20 protein-coding genes and 3 tRNA genes are annotated in these 26,941 nt (G+C 44.2%); 18 read left to right on the top strand and 5 right to left on the bottom strand.

Annotated elements, in window-relative coordinates:
- Positions 1-43 precede the first annotated feature (43 nt).
- Positions 44-562, top strand: a complete 519-nt coding sequence (locus tag RTS09_RS07805; protein ID WP_050323998.1) for a DUF6586 family protein — start codon at positions 44-46, stop codon at positions 560-562.
- A gap of 129 nt (positions 563-691) precedes the next feature.
- Here RTS09_RS07805 and RTS09_RS07810 read toward each other — a convergent pair whose 3' ends face one another.
- Positions 692-3,418 carry a penicillin-binding protein 1A gene (locus RTS09_RS07810; RefSeq protein WP_312535830.1) on the bottom strand — a complete coding sequence of 909 codons (2,727 nt, stop codon included), beginning with the start codon at positions 3,416-3,418 and terminating at the stop codon, positions 692-694.
- Between the two features lie 201 nt (positions 3,419-3,619).
- Here RTS09_RS07810 and RTS09_RS07815 point away from each other — a divergent pair, with 201 nt between their 5' ends.
- From RTS09_RS07815 to RTS09_RS07895, 17 genes are all read left to right on the top strand, one after another.
- On the top strand, positions 3,620-4,672 hold the full coding sequence (locus tag RTS09_RS07815) for a pilus assembly protein PilM (RefSeq protein ID WP_312535832.1): 1,053 nt from the start codon (positions 3,620-3,622) through the stop codon (positions 4,670-4,672).
- Entirely contained in the window at positions 4,672-5,343 is a 672-nt protein-coding gene (locus RTS09_RS07820) for a PilN domain-containing protein (RefSeq protein ID WP_209391456.1), read from the top strand. The genes RTS09_RS07815 and RTS09_RS07820 overlap by 1 nt, the downstream gene beginning before the upstream one ends.
- 2 nt (positions 5,344-5,345) lie before the next feature.
- Positions 5,346-6,104: a type IV pilus inner membrane component PilO gene (locus RTS09_RS07825; protein ID WP_203171547.1), complete on the top strand. Its 759-nt coding sequence runs from the start codon at positions 5,346-5,348 to the stop codon at positions 6,102-6,104.
- Positions 6,094-6,627: a pilus assembly protein PilP gene (locus RTS09_RS07830; protein ID WP_203171548.1), complete on the top strand. Its 534-nt coding sequence runs from the start codon at positions 6,094-6,096 to the stop codon at positions 6,625-6,627. Before RTS09_RS07825 ends, RTS09_RS07830 begins: the two co-directional genes overlap by 11 nt.
- Before the next feature lie 17 nt (positions 6,628-6,644).
- Positions 6,645-8,975: a type IV pilus secretin PilQ gene (gene pilQ / locus RTS09_RS07835; protein ID WP_312535835.1), complete on the top strand. Its 2,331-nt coding sequence runs from the start codon at positions 6,645-6,647 to the stop codon at positions 8,973-8,975.
- A 107-nt stretch (positions 8,976-9,082) separates the two neighbouring features.
- A complete protein-coding gene (locus RTS09_RS07840; protein WP_312535838.1) occupies positions 9,083-9,619 on the top strand; it encodes a shikimate kinase in 537 nt (178 codons plus the stop codon).
- A gap of 68 nt (positions 9,620-9,687) precedes the next feature.
- Complete coding sequence (aroB, locus tag RTS09_RS07845; RefSeq protein WP_312535841.1) at positions 9,688-10,785, top strand: 3-dehydroquinate synthase; 1,098 nt, start codon at positions 9,688-9,690, stop codon at positions 10,783-10,785.
- A gap of 69 nt (positions 10,786-10,854) precedes the next feature.
- Positions 10,855-11,838 (top strand): hypothetical protein, encoded by a 984-nt coding sequence (locus RTS09_RS07850; protein WP_312535843.1) that lies wholly within the window; start codon positions 10,855-10,857, stop codon positions 11,836-11,838.
- Positions 11,839-12,060: 222 nt separating this feature from the next.
- The gene (gene gltB, locus RTS09_RS07855; protein WP_312535845.1) at positions 12,061-16,530 is read left to right on the top strand and encodes a glutamate synthase large subunit; all 4,470 of its coding nucleotides are present in this window, start codon (positions 12,061-12,063) and stop codon (positions 16,528-16,530) included.
- 164 nt (positions 16,531-16,694) lie between these two features.
- On the top strand, positions 16,695-18,116 hold the full coding sequence (locus RTS09_RS07860) for an FAD-dependent oxidoreductase (RefSeq protein ID WP_312535847.1): 1,422 nt from the start codon (positions 16,695-16,697) through the stop codon (positions 18,114-18,116).
- Between the two features lie 148 nt (positions 18,117-18,264).
- Positions 18,265-18,813: a tyrosine-protein phosphatase gene (locus RTS09_RS07865; protein WP_312535850.1), complete on the top strand. Its 549-nt coding sequence runs from the start codon at positions 18,265-18,267 to the stop codon at positions 18,811-18,813.
- A gap of 33 nt (positions 18,814-18,846) precedes the next feature.
- The gene (locus RTS09_RS07870; protein WP_312535852.1) at positions 18,847-20,289 is read left to right on the top strand and encodes a lipopolysaccharide biosynthesis protein; all 1,443 of its coding nucleotides are present in this window, start codon (positions 18,847-18,849) and stop codon (positions 20,287-20,289) included.
- Between the two features lie 187 nt (positions 20,290-20,476).
- Positions 20,477-21,613 (top strand): quinolinate synthase NadA, encoded by a 1,137-nt coding sequence (nadA, locus tag RTS09_RS07875; RefSeq protein WP_312535854.1) that lies wholly within the window; start codon positions 20,477-20,479, stop codon positions 21,611-21,613.
- Positions 21,614-21,765: 152 nt separating this feature from the next.
- A tRNA-Pro gene (locus tag RTS09_RS07880) sits at positions 21,766-21,842 on the top strand.
- Positions 21,843-21,904: 62 nt separating this feature from the next.
- Positions 21,905-21,978, top strand: a tRNA-Arg gene (locus tag RTS09_RS07885).
- 31 nt (positions 21,979-22,009) lie between these two features.
- A tRNA-His gene (locus RTS09_RS07890) sits at positions 22,010-22,085 on the top strand.
- 261 nt (positions 22,086-22,346) lie between these two features.
- Positions 22,347-22,889 carry a hypothetical protein gene (locus RTS09_RS07895; protein WP_099833613.1) on the top strand — a complete coding sequence of 181 codons (543 nt, stop codon included), beginning with the start codon at positions 22,347-22,349 and terminating at the stop codon, positions 22,887-22,889.
- A 130-nt stretch (positions 22,890-23,019) separates the two neighbouring features.
- Here the strand turns inward: RTS09_RS07895 and nagZ are convergent, their stop codons facing one another.
- From nagZ to RTS09_RS07915, 4 genes are all read right to left on the bottom strand, one after another.
- Positions 23,020-24,060: a beta-N-acetylhexosaminidase gene (gene nagZ / locus RTS09_RS07900; protein ID WP_312535859.1), complete on the bottom strand. Its 1,041-nt coding sequence runs from the start codon at positions 24,058-24,060 to the stop codon at positions 23,020-23,022.
- A gap of 135 nt (positions 24,061-24,195) precedes the next feature.
- Positions 24,196-25,047 carry an NADPH-dependent 7-cyano-7-deazaguanine reductase QueF gene (gene queF / locus RTS09_RS07905; protein ID WP_312535862.1) on the bottom strand — a complete coding sequence of 284 codons (852 nt, stop codon included), beginning with the start codon at positions 25,045-25,047 and terminating at the stop codon, positions 24,196-24,198.
- 29 nt (positions 25,048-25,076) lie between these two features.
- Positions 25,077-25,850 carry an ABC transporter permease gene (locus tag RTS09_RS07910; RefSeq protein ID WP_312535864.1) on the bottom strand — a complete coding sequence of 258 codons (774 nt, stop codon included), beginning with the start codon at positions 25,848-25,850 and terminating at the stop codon, positions 25,077-25,079.
- A 1-nt stretch (position 25,851) separates the two neighbouring features.
- Positions 25,852-26,811 carry an ABC transporter ATP-binding protein gene (locus RTS09_RS07915; RefSeq protein ID WP_312535867.1) on the bottom strand — a complete coding sequence of 320 codons (960 nt, stop codon included), beginning with the start codon at positions 26,809-26,811 and terminating at the stop codon, positions 25,852-25,854.
- Positions 26,812-26,941 lie beyond the last annotated feature (130 nt).

Raw genomic sequence — 26,941 nt, forward strand, 5'->3', positions numbered from 1 at the left:
TTTTTTCATCAAAATATCCGTATCAAATGTCCAAGGAAACAATATGGCAGGTCGTGTTGCACGTTATCAAGCAGATAGAACCAATCAAAAAATGTATTTTTGCCGAATTTATTGTCAGCAAGCTGAACAGACGCCAAAAGGGCAATTACAGGAAGCACATATTGAAAGTGCGCTCATGCATTTGTACGGCGGCTATTTGGCATTTTTACAAGAAGTAGCACGCTATTATAATTTAACTATGCTAAACCCCAGTCTGCAATCAATTAGTGATGCGTTGGAGGCTAAAACCCAAGTATCACCTGAAGTCATGCGGTTAAAGCAACTATTAGCTAATGATTATTTGGGGGATATCGAAAAAGCATGGCAGCAAATTATCTATAAACCTGTGCCACAAAATCTTGGAAATGAGAGTGATGAAAGCAATAAAAATGCCAAATTGCCGGTGATTGATGTTATGGCAAGTCCATCAAGTACCAATATTTCAGTCGATATGATTCGCCAATGGCGCGGCGATTTGGTGGATACCATTGATAGTTTGCGAGAAGGGATGATTGAGTTTTAATCGTTTAATCAATTTTGGTATTTATTACCTTGTTACTTATCACCTTAATACTTATCAAAGACCATAAAAAAGCTCGATAATTAATCGAGCTTTTTTATTAAGGTTTATTAACTAGGGTTTATTAAAAAATCATTCGTTCAGTGGTTTATTGTTATTTAACTGCGCGTAGTTGATATTGTTACCCGTCGTGGGCATCGGCACCGATGCTTGCTCCTCAGGGCGTTTTCGGGTAACCGCTTGCGGGGGTTTACTATCATCACTGGTAATTTCATTGCCCTTACTATCGACGCGTCTAGTCCCATTGTCAGTGAGCTCAATGGTTTCCTGCTCTTGTTTTTTGGATTTGGCGCGATTATTCACTGACACCCATTCTACAGGTTGACCTTTGAGCATTTTAGAGGTGAAATCCATCCAAATGGGTAGCGCCGCCACGCCACCAAATTCTTTTTTACCCATACTGATCGGTTGGTCAAAACCGACCCAAACTGTCGTCACCATTCTAGGGTGGATACCAGCAAACCACGCATCTTTGGCATCATTGGTAGTACCTGTCTTGCCACCCAAATCTGAGCGACCTAGCGCCCGCGCCTTAATCGCAGTACCGCGCTGGATGACATCACGTAAGATATTGGCCATTTGGAATGCCACGTTAGAAGAAATAATACGCGGCGCTTGCTGTGCTGGAATATACTGGATAGGCATGGCTTTTAGCTTATCAGTGTCGGGACCTGCATCATATAATTGCGCTTCAAGGGACGCTTGGCGTGCTAGCATTTGCTGCGTGCTGGCTTCTAATGCCGCTTCTTCTTTACTAAGTTTTTTCTTATCTTGTTTGTCTAAATTGTCTTGTTCTTTGGTTTTAGCCAGTGGGTTTGCATTGAATAAATCCGATTTTTCAGTCGCTTTATCGCCTGCTTGCATGTCTTTACTTTGACCACTTAACAAAGCAGTTTGTTGTTCTTGGAATGCTGTTAAGTTATCTTCATTGGTTTGCTGTAAATCATTGTTAAAACATACCGCACAGGCTTGTTTTGGGTTGGCTTGGTATTGCAGCTTACCGTTGTAGTCAAAAATTTGCTGAATAAAATAAGGTTGAATACGGTGACCGCCGTTGGCAAAGGTCGCATAGCCCGTAGCCATCTGTAATGGGGTCGCTTCACCAGAACCGAGTGCCAATGATAAGGTGTTTGGCATGCGTTCTTTTTCCAACCCAAATTCATTGAGTAGCTCACGTGTATCAGAGATACCCGCTGAACGTAGCACTCGAATCGATACTAGGTTGCGCGATAGGTATAAACCTTTACGCAGTGGAATCATCCCCAAATTGCGCCCATCTGAGTTCTTGGGTTTCCAGGAACCGACGGTCAATGGATCATCAGATATCATGGTATCTGGGCTAAAGCCTTTTTCTAGGGCAGTGGCGTAAACTAATGGCTTGATGGTTGATCCTGGCTGACGATAGCCTTGAATGGCGCGGTTAAATTTACTCTTATTAAAATCAAAGCCACCAACGACCGCAAGTAACGCGCCAGTTTCTGGATTGACCGATACTAGGCTACCTTCAACGGCTGGAATTTGCACCAAACTCCAACTGCTGTTGTCAGCATTTGATGTGACATACACAATATCATGCAGGTTGACGATATTGTTGGAGATAAATGCTGAGTTTGGATTACGGTAGTGCAGTGTCGCCCAGCGCATGTTTGACCAAGGCACTTTAATCTGGGTACCGTTTTTCATAACCGCATCAAAGCCATTGCCAGGATAGACTTTGGTGACTTCAACCGGATAAAAAGAATGGATAACCGGGAAATTGGCAAGCTTGCCAAGTTTTTCTTTATCTTTTGTATTAGCAGGGGCGCCACGCCAACCGTGGCGGCGATCATACGCAAATAAACCGCGTTTAATGGCGTTTTCTGCAATTTCTTGTGCTTCGCTATTAATGGTAAGCTTCACACGCCAGCCCGAATTGATGACAGCTTCGCCATATTGCTCCACCAATGAGGCACGGGTCATTTCCGCCAAATACGGTAAGTTTTTATCAAGCTTTGCTTGGTATAGGCGCAGTCCAATGGGTGCGGCAACCGCTTCGTCGTGTTGCGCTTGGCTAATCGCGCCATTTTTAAGCATCTGACCCAAAATCCAGTTACGCCGCTCTAAGGCGCGCTCAGGGTTGGCAACAGGATTGTATTTTGATGGCGCTTTTGGCAGACCGGCAATCATTGCCATTTCTGCAATGGTTAGGTTATTTAATGATTTACTATAATATTGCTTAGCGGCAGCTTTAATCCCATACGCACCTTGACCCAAATAGATTTTATTAACATATAAGGTCATGATGTCTTGTTTAGACAGCTTTTCTTCAATTTTACGGGCTAAAAATAACTCCGTTAATTTACGATTAAGGGTACGTTCGGAGGATAAAAAATAATTTTTGGCAACCTGCTGGGTAATCGTTGACCCGCCTGTTTGGCTATCCTCGCTCACTGCTTCGGTCAGTGCGCGCCCAATGCCCTTAATACTGATACCACTGTGCTGAAAAAATGACGAATCTTCGGCTGCTAAAAAAGCATTCACCATATTTTTGGGAATTTGCTCATAACTCACTGGCAAAGACATATCATTACCGTATTGACCAATTAATTGGTTGTCCTCGGTATAGATTTGTAGTGGCATTGACAGCTTGGCTTTTTTAAGGTCATCTAAGCTTGGTAGGCTAGGTGATATATACATCGCCATACCATAAAAACCGATGGGGAAAGCTAATACCAAGATAAAAAGAAACGCTAAAATTGCAACCAAGAGATTGAGTAAAAATTTCATCCAAGTAAAGGTAGCAGCAGTCGACTGGGTCATAAAGTCATTAGCTCAAAGCAAAATAAAGCTTTATTATACCTAAAAAAATTTGAGTTCTGTGAAAAATCTATTTTGCTTTTCGCTTGTTTTTAAACCACCCAATAAATTAGTCATAACTAAAGGTTGAATCAAATAAATTTCTAAAGTATTGTAACGTAGTAAAAATCATGTTACTGAACTTAGTATACAAGGAACAAACTTGTGAGGTTATTTACAAAAAACAACAAGCTAGTCGTTGGGGTAGATATCACCACCACTGCGATCAAAATGGTTGAAATAACACGGCAGCAAGGTCTATTTCATTTAAGAAATTACGGCATTGAACCGTTACCCCGCGGTGCTGTTGTTGATAAAAATATTGTAGATATTGAAGCGGTCAGTGACGCCCTCGCAAGATTATCTCGTAGCAGAGGTTTTTCCAGCAAAAATATTGCGACAGCCGTAGCAGGCTCTTCGGTTATTAGCAAAATCATTGAGATGGAAGCGGATCTCACAGAGCTTGAACGAGAATCCCTTATACGTCTAGATGCTGACCAATATATTCCCTATCCTTTATCAGAAGTTAATTTAGATTTTGAAGTGATTGGCCCTTCAGCTACGCCTGATATGTGTAAGGTATTGTTAGTTGCCTCTCGCACTGAAAACGTTGACCAACGTGTCGACGCGGGTGCTTTGGCTGGGCTGGATACTAAAATTGTGGATGTGGAGTCTTACGCAGTTGAACGCGCCTTTCAATTGATGGTCGATAGCTTGCCAGGTCAACCTCAGCATATAGCCCTTATTGATATCGGGCACAGCCAAACCACGCTTTATATTGCAAAAGACGGGGAGTTTGTGTACAGCCGTGAACAGCTTTTTGGCGGCGCCCAGTTAACTGAAAGTATTCAAAATCGTTATGGTTTGACGTTCGAGGAGGCGATGATTAATAAGCGCACCCTGTCATTGCCAGATGATTACTATACGGATGTGTTATTGCCATTTTTAGATGCTATTGTGCAGCAAATCACCCGCTCGCTGCAGTTTTATTTTTCATCAAGCCAAAATAGCCAAGTAGACTATATCTCGTTGGGCGGTGGTAGTGCCAGCATTGCGGGTCTAGCGAGCATGGTTGAACAAAAACTTGGTACTCGCACAGGTATTGCCAATGCATTTTCAAATATGACGATTAATAACCATATCAACACTGAATTACTGATTATGGACGCGCCAAGCTTGATGGCGGCTTGTGGCTTGGCGTTACGGAGTTTTGATTAATGGCAAAGATTAACTTACTTCCTTGGCGTCAAGAACTTCGTGAACAAAGAAACCGTGAGTTTATGACTTTAGTGGTTGCGGTATTATTATTATCACTACTTGGTGCCTTTGCGGCATGGAGTTACTATAAAAACACCCTAGAAAACCAGCAGCTTGCTAATGAACGCATCAAACAAGAAAACGCTAATTTAGACAAGGCGTTAAAAGAAATCCAAACCCTTGAGCAGCAGCGTGATGATATCATCGCGCGTATGAAAGTGATTCAAGACTTGCAAGGCCGTCGCCCTGTCCCTGTCCGTATTTGGGAAGATATTGCCAGAATTATCCCCGCACAAATGTATTTAACCAGTATGAAGCGTGAAGCTGATACCATCACCTTTACCGGTCAAGCCGACAACCCGAATGTGATTTCAACATTTATGCGCAGTCTTGATGGGACGCAGTGGTTAGAAAAATCGGCTGTGGTCAGTATACAGCAGCCCAATGCGGTGGCTTATCAAGCCCCCACACCCGCACCTGCTGCTGGTAACATCAGTGCTAGCAGTACCAGCGCAACATTACCAGAAGCCAATTACGTGACTTTTGTGGTAACAACCATGGTTAAGCAAACCGACATCGCCAGTGCTACCGCTGCAAGTGGCGTTGCGGCAAGTGCGAGTAAGGAGAAATAACGGTGAAATTAACCAATCCGCTAAAAAGACCGAAACTCGTCAAAAAACCCGTTCACATTACCGCAAAAAAATCGTTTGATGTTAAAGCCTTTACCGAAAGCTTTAAATCCCTGGACCAAAATAATTATGGTAGCTGGCCTGTGCCTGTTAAGGTTACCGTATTGCTATTTATGGTTGCTGTTATCGCCTTTTTAACTTGGTTTTTGCCGATTAGTACCAAACGTGATGAGATTGCCGCTGCCGAAGCCGAGCAGCAAACCTTGTTAGATGAATATCGCCAAAAAGAATCCAAAGCACGTCATCTAAAAGAATATCAGGCGCAAGTATCAAAAATGCAGTCTGATTTTAAAGAACTGCTCAATCAATTACCCAAAGACACCCGTATTTCTGACTTGGTGGATGGCATTAATATGGTTGGTGTGGGCAGTAATGTCAAATTTCAGGATATTAAAGTTGAACCCGAAGTCTCCCAAGAATTCTTTATTGAGCAGCCAATTCGTATTGCCGCTTTAGGAGATTATCACCAATTTGGCTCATTCATTAGTGGGCTTGCTAAATTACCTCGGATTATTACCCTCCATGACTTTGAAGTTGCCAACCCTAGTCCTAGCCTAGACAAGCTACCAGAAACCAATCTTGTTTTGAACGTTAAAACTTATCGTTCAAAAGAGTTAACTGAAGAAGAATTGAAAAAAGCACAAAAAGATAATCAAAAAAATCCAGCTGGGTCTGACAATAAGGAAGCGAATAATGGCAATTAATAAAAAACCGCTCACTATTTGCTTAGCCCTATTAGCCCTGTTATCTGGCTGTACCGACCGTGTCGGTTTGGCAGAGCAACAAATGCAGGACATCCGTAACCAGCCTGCGCAACCGGTAAAGCCACCGCCGACACCCGAAGTGGTACAAGAGTTTAATTACAGCGCTTCACCGCTGCGTAGTCCATTTATGCCGCCTAGTTTAATGCTGCAAGCCAATCAAGTACAGCAAATGAAAGGGGTCAGACCCGATGTGTCCCGACTCAAAGAGCCACTTGAACAATTTGAGTTGAATGAGCTTACCTACAAAGGTACGATGGTGTCATCATCTGGCGAGGTGTATGGTCTTGTGCAACGCCCAGATGGGGGGATTGCCAGTGTCAAAGTGGGTAATTATATGGGTAAAAATGAGGGGCGTATTGCAGAGATTACCCCAACCCAAATTAACTTAATTGAAATCATACCAGACAGTCGTGTCGGCTATGTCGAAAAAGCAAACTCAATTGTTGCCGCAGTTAGTCAATAAAACAAAGGGATAATTCAATGAATTTTAATGCCTATCCATTTCGAACTTCAACGTCTAAGCTTGCGGTAGCGATGAGTGCGATGTTAGTATCTAGCAGTGTGTTTGCAGCTGATACCATTAGAAATATCTCGGTTACCACGCCGAGCGCTGTGCTAACAGAACTCAATATCGACTTCGCTAACAGTGCTGTGACGCCGACGGCTTATGAACTTGCCTCACCCACACGATTGGTGTTGGATTTCCCCAATGTGAATAATCAAATTGCATCACGGATGCAAACTTATAACCAAGGCTATGTCAAAAATATCACCACGCTGACCAATGACAGTATGACACGTATGATTATTGAGTTGTCAAATCAAGCGACCTTTAGTACACGTGTGATTAATAATCGCCTGGTAGTATCAATGCAGCCGAAAACCACAGCAGCTACCAATCCAGCTATCGTTAAACCTGTGGTGACTACAGCGGCCGTTGTGAGTCAGCCCGCGGTGGTAACGCCTGCTGCCGTAGTGACTGAAGCTGCGCCTGTGATTGCTACACCGCCACCTGTGGTCGTGCAAACGCCGCCACCTGTTGCCGTCGTGACCCAAACACCAAAAGCCGCGCCACCCGCCAATACCATGGTAGTCAAAGTCAATCCTTTATTAAATCCTGCTGCCGCCGTTGTTCAACAATACAACTATGATGGTCTAGCGGCGATTAATTTTAATGGCACCTCGAACGGCGGCGGTAATATTAGCGTTAATTTGGTAAATGACAGCATCCCTGTGGATGTGCAGCGCATGGGTGATGAGTTAGTCATTCGTCTGACAGGCGCTACCATTCCCAGTCGTCTGCAAAAACAAATGAGCGTCGGTAACGGCTTGGTGCGTGATGTTATCGCAACCAACCAAGGACGCAATGGCGTGATTCGTATTACCATGACAGGCGATTATGACTATAGAGCCTTTCAAACAGGTAATCAGCTAAATATCAATATCGATCCCCCCAAACGTCTGCGCGAGCCGACCCTTGAGGAGCGTACCTATAGCGGGGCGCCTTTATCACTAGAGTTTCAAGATGTCAGCGTGCGGACGATTTTAGAAGTGTTGGCACAACATACCAATACCAATATTGTTGCCAGTGACAGCGTCAGTGGTAATATTACCTTGCGTCTGATTAACGTGCCTTGGGATCAAGCCCTAGATATTATCCTAAAAAGTAAAAATTTGGATAAACGGGTTAATGGTAATGTAATTTGGGTGGCACCCGCGGCAGAACTTGCCAAACAAGAAGCCGATGAGTTAAAAGCGCAACAAGAGAAAAAAGTATTAGACCCACTGCGTACCGAATATATCCGACTCAACTATGCCAAAGCAGAAAATGTACGAACATTGATTGAAGCAGGCAGAGCAACATCCGATCGTTCGAGCAGCAATACCTCACTGTTAACAGACAGAGGTACAGTTACAATCGATACCCGAACCAATACCTTGATTGTTAAAGATACGGCTGAAACCATCAGCAACATCCGTGATTTGATTAGTAAAATCGATATCGCTGTCAAACAAGTGATGATTGAAGCCCGCATTGTGAGTGCGACAGACACCTTTAGTAAAGAACTTGGGGTAAAATGGGGCATTTTATCACAAGGCGCGGCAAGTAATCGTAACCTGCTGGTGGGTGGTAATTTAAGCACCATTGATAGCCTTAAGACTTATACCACAGCTACAAATTCCGACGGTACTACCTATCCAGTCTATAGCGGTATCACTGCCGCTAATAACCTCAGTGTCAATTTGGGGGCAACCAACGCCGCAGGTTCGATTGCCTTTGGCTTGTTGAGTATTTCAGATTTACTATTAGATTTAGAGTTGTCAGCCATGCAAGCGGATAACAAGGGTGAAGTCATCTCCAGTCCAAAAGTGCTAACCGCCGACAAACAAACCGCCAAAATCATGTCAGGCACACAAATCCCTTATCAAGAAGCCTCTGCCAGTGGGGCGACCTCAACGAGCTTTGTCGAAGCGGCATTGAGTCTTGAAGTGACCCCTAATATCACCCCTGAAGGTCGTATTGGCATGGATTTGAGTATTGAAAATGGTTCACCAACTATCGTCAATGGTGCGACAGCGGTTTCTAAAGATTCGATTAAAACCAACGTGGTCGTCGATGATGGTCAAACGGTTGTGCTCGGTGGCGTGTTTAAAAATACCTTAGGTAACGATGTGACTAAAATCCCTTTCTTAGGCGATTTACCTTATGTTGATCGCTTCTTTAAACGCACCTCAAAAAGCAATAACAAGCAAGAATTATTGATTTTTGTGACCCCAAAATTGGTGAATGACACGGGTCGTATCAATTAATTGACAACCCAACAGACGCTTTGCATAACAAAATAGTCTTATAGCGCATTGCCACAAATCACAGTATAATGTTTTCAATATATTATAGAGTGATTTGTGGTTTTTTTATGGAGTGTAATCAATCTAAGCCGTTAATTATTTTGATTGGTCCGATGGGTGCGGGTAAGACCACAATTGGTAAACTGTTGGCGCAGCAACTTGGATTTACGTTTTATGACAGTGATCAGGAAATAGAACGCGTCTCGGGCGCGAGTATTAGCTGGATTTTTGAAAAAGAGGGTGAAGTAGGATTTCGTCAACGCGAAACACGTGTACTTGATAAACTAACCCAGCTGGATCATGTCGTACTAGCCACAGGCGGAGGGGCAGTAACTATCGCTGAAAATCACCATTTTTTAAAACGTGGTATAATCATTTATTTGCGGGCAGAAGTTGACATTCAATATGAACGCACTTGTCGTGACCGCAACCGACCGTTATTACAAATAGACAATCCTAAGCAAAAGTTAACCGAACTGTTTTGTAAACGTGACCCAATTTATCAGCAGCTTGCTGACATCACCGTTATTACGGGTCACAGTTCCCCAAAAAAAATGGTGCATGATATTTTGCTGCAATTGCAAGACGCCAATATAACCGTCTAAATGTAGCACTGTAGATATGACAAGCTAATTGATGACAACCTGCTAGATGCTAAAAAGATAACATTGATATGAGTACTGCCATGCGCCGTGAGTTAATTGTCCATACACGTTCACACGACTATCCCATTTTTATTGGGGAAAATCTCATCGAAACCTTTGATTTTGCTGACTATATTGGTGGCAAACAAATATTGGTTGTCACCAATGAGATAGTTGCACCCCTATATCTTGATAAACTCGTCGCACGTTTGCCTGCCGATAAACTCATTAAGACTTGTATTTTACCTGATGGTGAGCAGTATAAAACCCAGCAAAGCATTGATAGTATCTATGATCAGTTGATGGAAAATCACTTTAACCGTGACTGTACGCTGATTGCCCTTGGTGGTGGCGTCATTGGTGATATGGTGGGTTTTGCGGCAGCAAGTTTTATGCGCGGTGTGAATTTTATCCAAATTCCCACAACGTTGTTATCGCAAGTGGATTCTAGCGTCGGCGGCAAAACAGGCATCAATCATCGCTTGGGCAAAAATATGATTGGCGCGTTTTGGCAGCCGCGTCTTGTTTTGGCAGATATGACCACGTTAAAGACATTGCCGCCGCGTGAATTATCAGCAGGGTTAGCAGAAGTCATTAAATACGCGTTAATCGGCGATGTGGCGTTTTTGGCTTGGCTTGAAACCCATATGACGTCGCTGCGCACGCTCGATTTGAATTTATTAGCCCAAGCTGTACTGATTTCTTGCCAGCATAAAGCGGATATTGTGGCGCAAGATGAGTTTGAAGCCAATACGCGTGCGCTGCTTAATTTTGGTCATACCTTTGGGCACGTGATTGAAACGCATGAAGGTTATGGCAATTGGCTGCACGGTGAAGCAGTCGCGGTAGGCATGATTCAAGCGATGCAGTTGTCACAAAAACAAGGTTGGCTTAGCGCGGATGATGTTGACAGAGCCAGTTCTTTAATCGCTCGTGCTGATTTACCCACCCATCCGCCAGTCATTGAGGTCAATACAGCACTGGATTTGATGGGTCATGATAAAAAAGTCAAATCCGGCAAAATTCGTCTAGTATTACTAGAAAAATTGGGACAAGCGGTATTAACGTCAGCATATGACCCAGCGTTACTGACAGACGTACTGGCTTTGACTGACAAAGCTAATTGATATAAATTTTATAGATGGGTTAAAGCGTCATATCGGGCGTTAACCTTACCTCAGACAGAAGGTTGTTTTATGGTGCATTCTTTATCTACGCTGTATCGTTCATGGGCATTTAAAGTGACCACTTGGCTGATTTTAGCGGCGATTGCAGGGGGTTTGACAGTCATGGTGTGGATTGCCTCTGCGGTAAAGCCTGCCAAAAGTGCGGTGAAAGCGGCGAGTAATGCCAATCAAAATCAAGATCCCACCGCGCTACTATTGGCCAAAACACCTGAAGAGCTTAATACTGAAGTTAGACCCATCAAATTTGATGCGGTGATTCGTGATATGCGCAACTATCCCAAAGAATTTAAGGACAGTCGCTTTATCAAGGCTAATAATGGGAAATGGACAGTTCAAGTCATGAACGTGGTGGAGCACGAAGTGGTCACCGATTACCTAAATAGTCGTGACGATCGTGATAAATTTAATTATTTTCGTATCGTTGATGCGCATAACCAAAAACGCTTTGTGGTCACTTATGGCGTATTTGGCTCAGTACAAGAAGCGGTTGGCGCAGCTAAAGTAGTGAATTTTAATTTACCAAAAGAAGTTAAGGCATTTCCTGAAGAATTTAAAATGTATGCCCCACAAATGGATGAGTATGAAGTCGCGCCGCCACTTCGTGATGTCGGTAAGACAGCCGCGCGGGAAGTCAAACTAACCTCCACACCAAAATTATTGCCCGCACCAAAAGCCAAAGTTGAACCGCAACCACAAGCTGCGACCCCCACAGCAGCAGAACCCAAACGCGTAGCACCAAAAACCAGCATTGAAAAGTCAGCCAATCCGCAAGAGACCCTTTCTATTCAAGAAGGTAAAGTGATTGCTGAAAGCAACAGTAACGACTCAAATACCACCCGTTCAGAACCAAAAGTTATCAATAGCAAGAATGATAATGCTGATGTCAAACCCAAACAAACCCACAACAAGCCGTCTGAAGAAAAGCCAAAATCCAAAGATGCCTCAAAGGATAGCATGGGCGAGTTAATCAAGCAGAAGTCCCAAGCTAACTAGTGACTTTAGACGGGTTGGTTAGTTTTGGAATTCAAATAACAGTGGATTTTTTTACCCTTTTTCGTTAATATAACGAAGGGTATCATTTTGATTTCTTATGGTACATATAGATAACAAACATGACAGTTATCTATTCCAATCTTTTATGATTCAATAGCAAACATTGCACATATTTATAGTATGCCCATTTCTTTGCTACCAGCTTGTTAAGGGAACACGCTTATGTCTTCAAATCAGTATTCAGATCAGCATAATCTTTACCAACCCGATGTGTTCAAAGACAACTGTGGGTTTGGTTTGATTGCGCATACCCATGGTGAAGCTAGTCATGACTTAGTGCAAACAGCGATTCATAGTTTAAGCTGTATGACCCACCGCGGTGGCGTGGCAGCCGATGGTAAGACAGGCGATGGTTGTGGTCTATTGATTGCGACGCCCAAAGTGTTTTTTAAAAAAATCGCATCAGACAATGGCTTTACCCTAAACGAAATTTTTGCCGTCGGCACGGTATTTGTTAACCTTGATAAAGCGTTAGCACAGCATAGCCAAGATACCCTAAGCCAAGCGATTGAAGCACAAGGTTTGCTAGTCGCTGGCTGGCGTGATGTGCCGGTTGATTTAAGCATCGTCGGTGACATTGCCCGTGAATCACTCCCAGGCTTTAAACAAATTTTAGTCAATTGCCCCATCAATATGGACGAGGCAACCTTTAACCGTAAATTATTCGTTGCACGCCGCAAAGCAGAAATCGAACTGAAAGATGACCCGTTGTTTTATGTGACGTCATTGACCTCACAAGTGGTTATCTATAAAGGCTTAGTCATGCCTGCTGATTTGCCCGCGTTCTTCTTGGATTTGCAAGACGAACGTTTGGCGTCACACATTGTGGTATTCCACCAACGTTTCTCAACCAATACCCTACCAAGATGGCCACTCGCACAGCCTTTTCGCTATCTTGCCCACAATGGTGAATTAAACACGATTGACGGTAACCGTGACTGGGCGGTCGCTCGTACGCCAAAATTTGTCACCGATTTGATTCCAGAGCTGCAAGAATTACAGCCACTAGTCAACCGTGTGGGCTCTGACTCATCAAGCTTAGACAATATGCTTGAAGTACTGGTGTCAGGGGGCATGGATTTATTCCGTGCGCTTTCTATCCTTGTGCCGCCAGCATGGCAAAATGTTGACACGATGGACATGGATTTACGCGCGTTTTATGAGTTTTACTCACAGCACATGGAAGCGTGGGATGGTCCAGCCGGTCTAGTCATCCAAGATGGTCGCTATGCGGTTTGTATGCTTGACCGCAATGGTTTGCGTCCATCACGTTGGGTGACTACCAAAAATGGCTATATCACCGTGGCTTCAGAAATCGGCACTTGGGATTATCAACCTGAAGACGTGATTGCTAAAGGTCGCGTCGGACCGGGGCAAATGCTAGTAATTGACACTGAAACTGGTAACATCATGGACACCAAAGCAGTGGGTCGTCAGCTGAAAAAAGCCCACCCATATCGCCTATGGTTACGGGAAAATGCGGTACGTCTACGGGATGATGAACAGCTAGAAGAAAAAGCTTACGAGCAACGTGAAACAGGCGAGAACCTGTTAGCACTGCAAAAAATGTTTCATATCACCAATGAAGAACGCACAGAAATCATCCGTCCTTCAGCCGAAAACGGTCAAGAAGCCGTTGGTTCAATGGGGGATGATACCCCGATGGCGGTACTGTCAAAACAAGTTCGTCACGTGGCTGATTTCTTCCGTCAACAATTTGCTCAGGTTACCAACCCACCAATCGATCCTCTGCGCGAAGCGATTGTCATGTCACTGGAAACTTGTTTGGGTAGCGAAAAAAATATTTTTGAACCCACCCCAGACCACGCTAACCGTATCGTGTTGTCATCGCCTGTGTTGTCATCGAGCAAAATGATGCAACTACGCAGCGTCACAAAACCAGGTTTTGAAATTGAAACCATTGATTTAAATTATGATGAATCAATGGCCTTAGACGATGCCATCAAACACATCTGTGAGCAAGCTGCCCAAGCGGTACGTGCAGGTAAAGTATTGATTGTATTATCTGACCGCAATATCGAAAAAGGTAAAGTACCTGCCAATGCCATTATGGTGACAGGTGCAGTGCATCATCACTTGATTAATGTGGGTTTACGCGCCGATGCCAACTTAATCATCGAAACAGGTTTGGTACGTGATTCGCACCAATTAGCGGTCTTGTTAGGGTTTGGGGCTACCGCGGTTTATCCCTACTTGGCTTACAATGTGATTGCAGACTTGGTCGATAAAGGCGACTTGCTCGGTGACCCGTTGTACGCCAAAAATAATTTCCGCAAAAGCTTGGATAAAGGCTTGTTAAAAATCCTATCAAAAATGGGTATTTCGACCGTCTCTTCTTACCGCGGCGCGCAATTGTTTGAAGCGGTGGGTTTATCAGAAGAAGTGGTTGAGCTTTGTTTTACTGGGGTTGAAAGCCGTATCTCAGGTGCCACGTTTGACGATTTGGCGATTGACCAACAAATCTTGGCAAAAAACGCCTTTACCAAACGTGTACCGCTTGACCAAGGCGGCTTGTTAAAATTCGTCTTTAACAAAGAATACCACGCCTTTAACCCAGATGTAATTCAAGCGCTACATAAAGCGGTACGCACGGGCGACTACGACAACTACAAAGAATATGCGTCGATTGTCAACAGCCGACCCGTAGCGACGTTACGTGATTTGTTGCAGTTAGATACCAGTAAATCCATCAGTGTTGATGACGTTGAGCCTATTGAACAAATCCTAAAACGCTTTGACTCAGCAGGTATGTCATTAGGCGCCTTGTCGCCAGAAGCACACGAGGCGATTGCAACCGCGATGAACACGATTGGCGGACGTTCAAACTCGGGTGAGGGCGGTGAAGATCCCACGCGTTATGGCACGATTCGTAACTCAAAAATCAAACAAGTCGCCTCAGGTCGTTTTGGGGTCACACCCGCTTACTTGCGTTCTGCCGAAGTCATGCAGATTAAAATCGCGCAGGGGGCAAAACCCGGTGAAGGCGGTCAGTTGCCGGGTGGTAAAGTAAATAGCTTAATTGCGCGTTTGCGTTACTCAGTGCCAGGTGTGACCTTGATTTCACCGCCACCGCATCATGATATTTATTCGATTGAAGACTTGGCGCAGCTAATTTTTGACTTAAAACAAGTCAATCCAAACGCGCTTGTATCAGTCAAATTGGTTTCGCGCCCAGGCGTAGGTACCATTGCAACGGGTGTGGCAAAAGCGTATGCCGACTTGATTACCATTTCAGGGTATGATGGTGGTACCGCAGCGTCACCTTTGTCGTCAATTCACTATGCAGGTTCGCCTTGGGAACTAGGTTTATCTGAAGCGCACCAATCGCTTCGTGTCAACGGATTACGTCATAAAGTACGCGTGCAAACAGATGGTGGTCTAAAAACGGGTTTAGACGTAGTTAAAGCGGCAATATTGGGGGCGGAAAGCTTTGGTTTTGGTACCACGCCAATGATTGCGGTGGGCTGTAAATACCTGCGTATCTGTCACTTAAACAACTGCCCAACGGGCGTGGCAACGCAAAAATCAGAACTGCGCGATGAGCATTTCATCGGTGAAGCCGAAATGCTGATTAATTTCTTTAGATTTGTGGCACAAGAAACCCGCGAGTGGTTGGCGGCATTGGGCGTACGCTCAATGGAAGAGCTTGTGGGTCGTACCGACTTGCTATCAGTCATGTCAGGCACTACCAACAAGCAACAACATCTAAACTTAGCGCCTTTATTATTTACCCATAGCAAAGGCGATGGCAAACCACAAACTTGCCAAGTTGAGCGCAATGAGCCATTTGACAAAGGCTTGCTCGCTGAACAAATGGTTATCGATATGATGGATACCATCAAATCAGCCAAAGGCGGTGACTTTAGCTATCGTATTGGCAACTGTGACCGTTCCATCGGTGCGCGTATCTCAGGGGAGATTGCTGCGCTGCATGGCAACAATGGTATGGCAAGCGCACCAATCAACTTGCACTTAACCGGCACCGCGGGTCAAAGTTTAGGTGTGTGGAATGCAGGCGGTTTAAACATTAAGCTTGAAGGGGATGCCAACGACTACGTAGGTAAAGGCATGGCAGGGGGTGAAATCGTGATTTACCCACCAAAAGGCTCGACTTTTGCTAGCCAGCAAACCGCTATCATCGGTAACACCTGTTTGTATGGTGCCACAAGCGGTCATCTGTATGCGGCAGGTACCGCAGGTGAACGTTTTGCGGTTCGTAATTCAGGTTGTTTTGCGGTGGTTGAAGGTACCGGCGACCACTGCTGTGAATACATGACGGGCGGTGTGGTGACAGTGTTGGGTAAAACAGGGCTAAACTTCGGTGCTGGTATGACAGGCGGTTTTGCTTACGTGCTTGACTTAGATGGCGATTTCTTTGACCGTTGTAACCATGAGCTTATCGATATGCATCGTATCTCAAGTGAGCAAACAGAAAATCACCGTATCAACTTGATGTCGATTATCAAAACACACGTGGCAAAAACAGGTAGCCAATGGGGTCAAACCATCCTTGACGACTTTGAGCATTATGTTCGTAAGTTCTATTTGGTCAAACCAAAAGCCGCGAACATTACTTCGCTACTAAAAACGACCATGGCAGACCCACAATAAGCGATTGTGTAGCATAATTTGATGATATTGGATTGCTAAAGGTAGCGCGTGACCAGCGCTCTACCTTTAACTTAAATTTTAAAAGTTCGCTGTCAAGCAGGTCGGTATACAGTGAATCGCTGGATACCACTCACTTAGGAGCATTGCTTTAGGAGCATTGGGGCATGGCAAAACGATTACACAACGATTTTCAGTTTTTAGACGTCGCACGTGTCGACCCTTCAAAAAAAGACATTAATACCCGTACTCACGAGTTTGTTGAGATTTACTATCCCTTTGAGCAAGACAAGGTAACTGACCAAGCGCACCGCTGTCTTGAATGTGGTAACCCTTATTGTGAATGGAAATGTCCCGTTCACAACTACATTCCAAACTGGTTAAAACTGGCTACCGAAGGTCATATTTTCCAAGCGGCAGATTTATGCCACCAAACCAACACGTTGCCAGAAGTCTGTGGGCGAGTATGTCCACAAGACCGTCTGTGTGAAGGGGCTTGTACCCTCAATGATGGCTTTGGGGCGGTCACCATTGGTAACGTGGAAAAATACATCACCGATACTGCGTTTGCGCTAGGCTGGCGTCCAGATATGAGTGGTGTGACTTGGACGGATAAAAAAGTTGCGGTGATTGGCGCAGGTCCTGCCGGTCTTGGCTGTGCTGACATATTGGTACGTCATGGCGTCAAACCTGTGGTATTTGACAAACGCCCTGAAATTGGCGGACTACTGACCTTTGGTATTCCAGAATTTAAGATGGAAAAAAATGTCATGCGTCGTCGCCGCGAAGTCTTCGAAAGCATGGGCATTGAATTTCGTTTAAATACCGAGATTGGTAAAGATGTTACCATTGATGAATTACTCAATGAGTATGACGCGGTGTTTATGGGTATGGGTACCTATACCTATATGCGTGGCGGTTATGCCGGTGAAGAGTTATCTGGCGTGTATGATGCGTTAGATTTTTTAATCGCAAACGTCAACCGCTGCCAAGGTTGGGAAACGAACCCACAAGAGTACATCGACTTACAAGGTAAAAAAGTGGTCGTCCTTGGCGGTGGTGATACTGCGATGGACTGTAACCGTACCAGTATCCGCCAAGGTGCAACTTCTGTGACTTGTGCCTACCGCCGTGATGAAGAGAATATGCCAGGCTCACGCCGTGAAGTGCGTAACGCGCGTGAAGAAGGCGTACAGTTTTTATTTAACCGTCAGCCGATTGAAATTATCGGTTTAAACGGTAAAGTAACCGGTGTTAAAGTAGTAACCACTAAACTTGGCGAACCTGATAACCGTGGTCGTCGTAGCCCAGAGCCTATTCCCAATTCAGAAGAAATCTTGCCAGCCGATGCGGTGATTATGGCATTTGGTTTCCGTACTAGCCCTGCTGATTGGTTTACCACCCAAGGCATTGAGATGGATAATAGCGGACGGGTGATTGCACCTGAATTACAAACCTATAAGTACCAAACTAAGAATCCAAAAATCTTCGCAGGTGGCGATATGGTTCGGGGTTCAGACTTGGTGGTAACCGCGATTTGGGAAGGTCGCGAGGCGGCTAAAGGTATCCTAGATTACCTGGATGTTTAAGCGCAAACCTTTTTTAGCTAAGGATTGCTGTTAATTACGTCAAAAAACCCAATGTTGATTGGGTTTTTTTACAGGTAAATTTCGGTGCGTTTTTGTCCACTTTGGGCTATTATGTCGCATAAATTCATCATACTACTAGGTCAATGACATGCCATTTGCACAGCATTTTCGTCCCGCTACTTGGGCAAAATTACGGTGTCAACATGCCAATCTTTATCAAATCGATGAGCAGCTGTTTCGTAGTGAGCAGCTGACGCCCGATGATATCGGTATTATCCAGCAATACGGCATCAATACCCTTATCAATTTACGATTTTTTGATCGCGATGATAACGAAGAAAATTTAGCCAACTTACCGCTGACCTTTATCAATCACCCATTGATGACTTGGGCGATTAAGCCGCAGCAACTTGCTGAAATTTTGTATGATATTTTGTGGTACCAAGCGCGTGGCGACAAGGTGCTCGTGCATTGTTATCATGGCTCAGATCGCACAGGTATTACCGTTGCTATGTATCGCATTTTGGTACAAAACTGGACGATTGAACATGCCAAAATTGAAATGCAGGACGGCGGGTATGGCTTTCACTGGATTTGGATTAATATCAGCAATTTATTGACCGAGAAAAAAGTGCAAGAAGTGCAACACGCCTTGTTAGCGCTACAACGCCAAAAGCCTATTATTAGCCAACCTTAAAACCCATCAAGCGACATTAACTCTGGATAGCCTGTGAATATCAAACGACTGTTAGGTGAAACCATTATCTATGGTATCGGTGCGATTTTACCCCGTGTCATTACCTTTTTACTCAATCCGTTGTATATCAATTACATCGATAAAGAAGCCTTTTCTATCTTTACCAGCCTATATGCTTGGATTGCTTTTATCAATATTGTCCTTACTTTTGGTTTTGAAACATCTTATTTTCGCTTTTCAGGAGAAGATAAAACAGGCGCCGCCGAAAAAAATGTTTTTAGCACGGCGTTTTGGTTTATTGCCATGTTGGCAGGCGGTTTTTTGGTCATGGTGTTGCTATTTAGCAATCCGTTATCAATGCTGATGGATTATGGCAATCATCCTGAATTTTTGCGCTGGTTTGCTTGGATTGCGTTTTTTGATGCGATTTGTACCATTCCGTTTGCTTGGCTACGTTATCACAACCAGCCTGTGAAGTATTCAGTGGTGCGGGTAGTGTCGATTTTGATACAAACTGTGGTGGTTATTGCGCTATTTCGCTTTGTGCCCATTGAGGCTGCCAAAAGTTTCGGTTTGACTGAGCAAGTGGCGTATCCGTTCTTTGCCAATTTAGTTGCCAGTCTCGCCACTTTTATGATGCTGTTTCCGATTATCAAAAAAGTACGCTTGCATTTTGATAAAGCCTTGTTCAAACGTATGATTCGTTATTCTTATCCGGTCATGCTGGCAGGGCTGGCGTTTATGGTGAATGAAAACTTCGATAAAATCATTCAATATTATATGATTGATAAAGGCGATGCCGGGGCATACGGTGGCTGCTACAAATTGGCGGTATTAATGACTTTGTTTGTGACCGCGTATCGGATGGGGATTGAGCCGTTTTTATTCAAACAAATGCACCATGCCAATGCCAAACATACTTATGCGATGATGACGGAGTACTTTGCTTTATTTGCATCAGTAGTGGCGCTTGGAATTATTGCCAATATTTCATGGCTCAAACGGTTATTTATCACCGATCCCAGTTATTGGACAGCGATTAATATCGTACCGATTATCGTCATTGCAAACCTATGTTTTGGGATTTATTACAACCTATCAACTTGGTATAAGGTAACTGACCGTACTGGGATTGGCTCAGCCATCTCGTGGCTTGGGGCAGGACTGACTATTTTGCTCCATGTGCTGTTTTTAAAACAATACGGCTTTATGGTGTCGGCGTGGGTAACGCTTTTTGTTTATTTCCTCATGATGATTGTATCGTACGCGCTTGGACAGCATTTTTATCCGATACCTTACCAAACCAAAAAAATCGTTTTCTTTTTGGGCACGTTGATGCTGTTTAGCGTGATAATCGTCAGTGCTTTTCAAATGAATTTTTGGTTATCCAATACATTATTACTGGTCTATATTGGCTTAATCGGCTATAGCGAGCGCGCGCTATTAAAACGTTTGGTAAAAGCAAAAGTGTCATGATTGAGCCTTAATAAGATTTTAATGGGTATAAGTATTTAATTTAGCCAAATTATCCTTATATTAATTACTAGTCGCAATTGATTCACCTTGCGCAAAAAAGTTTGCTATAGTAACAGCAGGAGAATCAATGAATTGCTACTTACCTGTGATAGACATGGGTAAGCCATCTCATGAGAAGGAGTTTTTCATGCAACAATCAAGTACACCACAAGCAACTACCCAGCTAGCCAATCCTCTATTAGCAAATAATGAGCAACTGGTAGCAGTATCTGCCAAAGACATTGTCAAACAACATCTCGATAAACTCGGTATACCCCAAGATATTGAGATTGATGATGCCGAATTTGCAGAAAAAAAACAGCGCATTGCCGATTTGTTAAAACAGCATAATGCCACGTTAATTGCTCACTATTACACCGACCCAAAAATCCAAGCAATTGCCGAAGCCACAGGCGGTATCGTATCGGATAGTTTAGAGATGGCGCGGTTTGGGCGTGATAGTGATGCCGATGTGCTGATTGTTGCAGGCGTCAAATTCATGGGTGAGACCGCTAAAATCCTAAGTCCTGCAAAAACGGTATTAATGCCAACGCTAGAAGCCACTTGCTCACTAGATTTGGGTTGTCCGATTGAAGATTTTAGCGCGTTTTGTGACCAGCATCCTGACCGTACTGTGGTCGTGTATGCCAACACCTCAGCGGCTGTTAAAGCGCGGGCAGATTGGGTGGTGACATCGAGTATCGCGGTTGAGCTCATTGACCATCTAGACACCCAAGGTGAAAAAATCATTTGGGCACCTGACCAGCATTTGGGACGTTATATCCAGCAAAAAGTGGGTGCAAATATGCTACTGTGGGATGGCGCTTGTATCGTGCATGAAGAGTTCCGTAGCCGCAGCCTAAAAACCATGAAAGAGATGTACCCCGATGCCGCCGTCTTGGTACACCCAGAATCGCCGATTGAGATGACCCAAATGGCAGATGCTGTGGGTAGCACCAGTCAGCTGATTAAAGCGGCGCAAACCCTACCGCACAAGATGTTCATCGTCGCGACCGATCGCGGTATTTTTTACAAAATGCAGCAAGCGGCGCCAGATAAGGTGTTTATCGAAGCGCCGACACGTGGCGAAGGTGCAACCTGTCGTTCATGTGCGCATTGCCCGTGGATGGCGATGAATGATTTAGACCAAATCATCCATGCACTGGAGAAAGTAGGCACGCCTGACGCCGTACCGCACGAGATTTTTGTTGATGCGCAGCTAATCGAACAAGCTAAAAAACCCCTAGATCGTATGCTCGCGTTTGGCGCCACGCTCAAAAGATAGGCGTTAATAACCATAACCTGTTTTTAAAATATTGAAAAAAGTCGTTGACAGCCTAACTAACTTGCTTTAATATACGCACCACTTAGCGATGATAGCCTTTAAGCTCACCATTGCTAAGGTGTTGAAGTAACAATTAAGCCTAGTTAGGCAATCGGAGTGTAGCACAGCTTGGTAGTGCACCTGGTTTGGGACCAGGGGGTCGAAGGTTCGAATCCTTTCACTCCGACCATTTATCTTTTACACTTACCCAAGTTAAAAAGATGAATCAAGAGCCGAGCAGGCTTTTTTTATGCGCCTGTAGCTCAGTTGGATAGAGCACCCGCCTTCTAAGTGGGTGGTCACAGGTTCGAATCCTGTCAGGCGCGCATTTTGCTAGTCTGTAAAACCTACCTTATGGCGGATGTAGCTCAGTTGGTAGAGCCCCGGGTTGTGATCTCGGTTGTCGTGGGTTCGAGTCCCATCATTCGCCCCATATTCTAAAAAAGCCCTTAATTCAATGAATTAGGGGCTTTTTTATGCCTGATTTATTTCATTCATTTGCAAATTTGTTATACAAAAACAACGGTTTTGCCACACCTTTTTATGATGAACAATTATCTACTCTATATACTAGGGTCATATAGTGTACTAGAAGATAAGCTCGTAAAGATAAATTGCCAATAGCGTAACTTTACCTGATAACAAACCTAAAATAAAATCGCGTGAGACCCGTAATATGATACGAAGTACAACGATGTTTTATCAACTTGCTATGACCTGTGTTGCGATAATTGGCTGCATAGTTGTCAATACTGCCCAAGCGGCTACTAGGCTGCCAAAATCACCTTGGCAATCGCATGCATCACTCAAAAGTAGCCAAGTTAGCCCAATTTACCAACAACAATGGCGACAATCTGATTATAAGTATTGCCCAATTTTAGCCATTGCTAATCATTCATCAGTGAATGTCAAAACTGCGCAATCACGCGCTGCCAATTTTTCAGGTGGCTTTGCGGTGGCGTATGATTTGAAAAACTATAAAGGCAGGCCTTTACGCAGTGCTTATGGCGTAGCCAATGCAGGTACCACGTCTAAGCGTGACTTGTACCAGGGCTGGGCATATCGTAAAAACTATGCCGATGGCAGTTATGTGACGCTTGGGCGAGAGGGCAATAACCCACAGAGTAAAATGCTGGCTTACCTCGTGCTGAACAATGGCTGTTTTTATAACATCTGGAGTCAGTTAAGTAGTGAGCATTTGCAAAAAATGATAGCTCAATTACGCTATGTCAATTGATGAATCAAAAAGTAGCTAAAAAAATAGCTATGAAAAAGTAGCCATAAAAAAAGCAACGTTGCCGCGTTGCTTTTTTTGAATTTGTTTTTTTGAAAGTTGCTCGTTTTAAATTTTCTTGTTTTAAGCAAATTCATGCAAAGAAATTTTCTAGCACCTTACGCTGACTACTTTGCCAATGTGACCAGTCTTTGGCTGAGTCGGCCAGTGAGCCCCGCCAGCCTTTGATATTACCTTTCATGCTAGATAACCGATGTTGGCTGGTGGTATTGAGCAGTGTCGGCTCTTTTTGCAAACGCTCAAGCGCGACCAACGCGGCAGGGCGGTCATTACACAATAATCCCATGTCGCAACCTGCTATTAAAGCAGCCGCAATACGGTCACCTGCATCACCTGCAACATGTGCCGCTTTCATCGACAGGTCATCGGAGAACAATACCCCATTAAATCCTAGCTTGCCACGAATAATCTGTTGCAGCCAAATCGATGAAAACCCTGCAGGTTTGTTATCAACTGTGCTAAATACCACATGAGCGGGCATGAGTGCATCCAGTAGCGGCTTGTTGCGAATAAATGGCTGCATATCGTATTGGCGAATCTCATCATAACTGCGCTCATCGGTGGCATCATCCACATGAGAATCAGGGGCAACTGAGCCGTGACCAGGAAAATGCTTGCCCGTGGTTGCCATTCCTGCAAGCTTCATGCCGCGCATGAATTCAGCAGATAAGGCAGTGATTGCAATCGGATGGGCGTGAAACGCGCGATCACCAATGACGCGGCTCACCCCATTGATATCAAGTACAGGCGCAAAACTAAAATCAATCCCAACCGCTAAGACTTCGCTTGCCATCAAATAGCCTGCGCAATAAGCGAGATCAAGCGCAGTGATAGGGTCATGCTCAAACCTTTCACCGAGTTTACCCATCGCAGGTAGCGGCGAAAAACCGGCGCGTAAGCGTGCGACACGTCCACCTTCTTGGTCAACCGCAATTAAAATATTGGGCTTGATGGCACGCATACTATCGGTCAGTTCGCGCACTTGCTCAGGGCTTTCTACATTGCGCCCAAACAAAATCACGCCGCCAACTTCCGGTTGGCGTAGCAGTGCTTCATCTGCTAGGCTAAGCGCTGTGCCTTCAATATCGAGCATGAGTTGACCGACTGCTTGCATGCGGTAATCCTTCTGGGTATTGCTTGCCGTCAACGGTTAGATATAGTTGGAGGCAGAAAAATTTTGAAAAAACATAGCATACGCTTTTTTTGATAAAAATGCGAATAGCTGACGGGCGATTATTATTAGCGAATATTACTGACGGTTAAGCCGTGACGGTGACGGCAACAAACTGATATCACTCACCCGACAAGGATTGATATCAATCCCGCCACGGCGTGTGTACCATGCGCGTACCATGAGCGTTTTTGGCGCAAAGGCTTGGGTTAAATCACTAAAAATTTGCTCCACGCATTGTTCATGAAAGCCATTATGCTGACGAAAGCTCAAAATATACTCAAGCAGTCCTGCTCGGTCAATTGGTTGGCTATCTATCTGAATCTCCAGTGTTCCCCAATCTGGCTGATTGGTGACAGGGCAGTTTGAACGCAGGAGATGCGAATGCAAAATTTGTAACTGGCTATCAGAGGCGCCTTGATGGGCAACGGTCAAACTTGAAGGATTGACATCACTGACGATGGCGATTTTTTTATCGCTACTATCCAATGCGTTATCAATGCAGTCACCCTGTGGCGCGCTGATGGGTAAGCTATTTGCAATATTTACCTCAAAAATCTCAAGCGTCACATCGGTTTTTAGACAAGCCGATAAGTCTTTTTCCACCGTTGCTTTAACAGCTTGTTGATTATCAAATTCAGTGAAATTTAGGCTATTAAAATAAAGTTTGAGCGATTTTGATTCGACAATGTAGTCTGATGTGGCAGGGATGGCAAGGCGCGCCATTGCCACCTGTGAAATGCCTTGCGAATTCAGCCAAGACATTTCAAAAACCTGCCACCAGTCCATGCCGATGCTTAAGGCGTCAGCAGGCAGCGCTAGCTTCGCCCGTCCTAATGCGCGAGGGATAGGGTAGAGCATATCGGGGGCGTAGGTTTTTGGGTAGCTGGTGGATTGACCCAAAATACCGTGAGTTTCAAGTGGTTTCATATTTTTTTAATTTAACTAAATTATCTAAGTTATAAACGAACGCGTGAGCCATCTGCTAAAAGATAATACGCAATACCATAAAATATCGCGGTAAAAATCCCAATCGCTACCAAAGATGACCATACATTGACATCTGAATGACCCAAAATACCATAGCGAAAAGCATTGACCATATAAACAATGGGGTTTAGTAGCGATATGTTTTGCCAAAATCCCGATAAATCTTTAAGTGAATAAAACACGCCGCCCAAATACGTCAAGGGTGTCAACACAAAACTGGGTACGATGGAAATATCATCAAACGAGCGGGCAAATACCGCATTAATCATACCGCCCAGCGAAAACAATGCTGAGGTCATCACCACAGTAAAGATCGTGACAAACGCATGAACCAGTGATAACTGAGTAAAAAACAACGCGAGCACCGTCACAATCGCGCCAATGGTCAACCCCCGAAACAAACCGCCCGCGATAAAGCCCAGTAAAATGGTATGTTTAGAAATCGGACTGACCAGCATCTCTTCGATATTACCATGAAACTTGGTGGCAAAAAAACTCGATACCACATTGGAGTAGCTATTGGTAATCACCGACATCATAATCAAGCCAGGCACGATAAACTGCATGTAGGAAACACCGCCCATATCGCCAACGCGCGCGCCAATCATTTTACCAAAGATGATAAAATACAAACTCATGGTGATGGCAGGGGGTAACAGCGTTTGCGGCCAAATGCGAAGAATTCGGCGGATTTCTTTGACTAACAAAGTGTTAAATGCAACCAACTGGCGCTGAAAATCCATGTTAATTCTCCAATTTTTCAGTCAAATTATTTTCAACAATCCCCAAAAACAGCTCTTCAAGGCGATTGGCTTTATTACGCATACTCGCTACCTGAATATTTTGAGCATTTAACTGGGCAAAGACGTCATTTAAACTGTCGCCTTTTTTGAGCGTGACTTCAAGGGTCAACGGGTCTGGCTGCTTGGTTTTTACCACATTGGTTAAAGCAATTGGTGACAGATAAGGTTGCGCCAAATCAAACACAAAGCTTTCCACATCAAGGCTGGTAAGCAAACTTTTCATATCGGTATTGATACGAATTTCACCCTGGTCAAGGATAGCAATGTTTTTACACAGCTGCTCAGCTTCTTCTAAATAATGGGTGGTTAAAATAATGGTCGTACCTTCTTCCGTGTTAATTTGCTGCATAAAATCCCACATCGAGCGGCGCAGTTCAATATCGACCCCTGCAGTCGGCTCATCCAAAATCAGCAGTTTGGGATGGTGCATTAAAGCACGCGCAATCATCAAACGGCGTTTCATACCGCCAGAGAGCATACGCGCTTTGTCATCGCGTTTTTCCCAAAGCCCCAATGCTTTAAGGAGTTTTTCGGCGCGCGGGCGAGATTCCTTGGTAGGTATACCGAAATAGCCTGCTTGGGCAATCAAAATATCTTCGATTTTTTCAAACTGCATAAAGTTAAATTCTTGCGGCACCACGCCTAAGAACTGCTTGGCTTTGGCAGGCTGTTTAAGCAAATCTACCCCAAAAATTTCTACCGAGCCTGAGCTGGGTTTAAATAGCGAGCTGATAATACCAATGGTGGTGGATTTACCCGCACCATTGGGACCCAGTAGGGCAAAAAATCCACCTTGGGGTACGGTCAAATCAATGCCTTTGAGGGCAGCAAAACCATTTGGATAGGTTTTGGTAAGCTGGGAGATTTTTAGAGCAGGGATGGTAGTGTCAAAATTTGCCATAGCAATGCAGGTTCTGGTTAAAGGTGAGACCTTAATGGGGATGGGTTGGACAGTTTAAAGATTTGAATGCACTAAGTTAAGTTAAATTATATCAATGATACAATTAAAAAAGCCTATCAGTTGATAGGCT

It is taken from the genome of Moraxella sp. CTOTU47618, assembly GCF_032017425.1.
Lineage (GTDB): Bacteria > Pseudomonadota > Gammaproteobacteria > Pseudomonadales > Moraxellaceae > Faucicola > Faucicola tetraodonis.

Bases quoted from the DNA above. Each gene is read 5' to 3' on its own strand.
- RTS09_RS07805 (WP_050323998.1), top strand. From the start codon at position 44: ATGGCAGGTCGTGTTGCACGTTATCAAGCAGATAGAACCAATCAAAAA.
- RTS09_RS07810 (WP_312535830.1), bottom strand. From the start codon at position 3,418: ATGACCCAGTCGACTGCTGCTACCTTTACTTGGATGAAATTTTTACTC.
- RTS09_RS07820 (WP_209391456.1), top strand. From the start codon at position 4,672: ATGGCAAAGATTAACTTACTTCCTTGGCGTCAAGAACTTCGTGAACAA.
- RTS09_RS07830 (WP_203171548.1), top strand. From the start codon at position 6,094: ATGGCAATTAATAAAAAACCGCTCACTATTTGCTTAGCCCTATTAGCC.
- pilQ (WP_312535835.1), top strand. From the start codon at position 6,645: ATGAATTTTAATGCCTATCCATTTCGAACTTCAACGTCTAAGCTTGCG.
- RTS09_RS07840 (WP_312535838.1), top strand. From the start codon at position 9,083: ATGGAGTGTAATCAATCTAAGCCGTTAATTATTTTGATTGGTCCGATG.
- aroB (WP_312535841.1), top strand. From the start codon at position 9,688: ATGAGTACTGCCATGCGCCGTGAGTTAATTGTCCATACACGTTCACAC.
- RTS09_RS07850 (WP_312535843.1), top strand. From the start codon at position 10,855: ATGGTGCATTCTTTATCTACGCTGTATCGTTCATGGGCATTTAAAGTG.
- gltB (WP_312535845.1), top strand. From the start codon at position 12,061: ATGTCTTCAAATCAGTATTCAGATCAGCATAATCTTTACCAACCCGAT.
- RTS09_RS07860 (WP_312535847.1), top strand. From the start codon at position 16,695: ATGGCAAAACGATTACACAACGATTTTCAGTTTTTAGACGTCGCACGT.
- RTS09_RS07865 (WP_312535850.1), top strand. From the start codon at position 18,265: ATGCCATTTGCACAGCATTTTCGTCCCGCTACTTGGGCAAAATTACGG.
- nadA (WP_312535854.1), top strand. From the start codon at position 20,477: ATGCAACAATCAAGTACACCACAAGCAACTACCCAGCTAGCCAATCCT.
- RTS09_RS07895 (WP_099833613.1), top strand. From the start codon at position 22,347: ATGTTTTATCAACTTGCTATGACCTGTGTTGCGATAATTGGCTGCATA.
- nagZ (WP_312535859.1), bottom strand. From the start codon at position 24,060: ATGCAAGCAGTCGGTCAACTCATGCTCGATATTGAAGGCACAGCGCTT.
- queF (WP_312535862.1), bottom strand. From the start codon at position 25,047: ATGAAACCACTTGAAACTCACGGTATTTTGGGTCAATCCACCAGCTAC.
- RTS09_RS07910 (WP_312535864.1), bottom strand. From the start codon at position 25,850: ATGGATTTTCAGCGCCAGTTGGTTGCATTTAACACTTTGTTAGTCAAA.
- RTS09_RS07915 (WP_312535867.1), bottom strand. From the start codon at position 26,811: ATGGCAAATTTTGACACTACCATCCCTGCTCTAAAAATCTCCCAGCTT.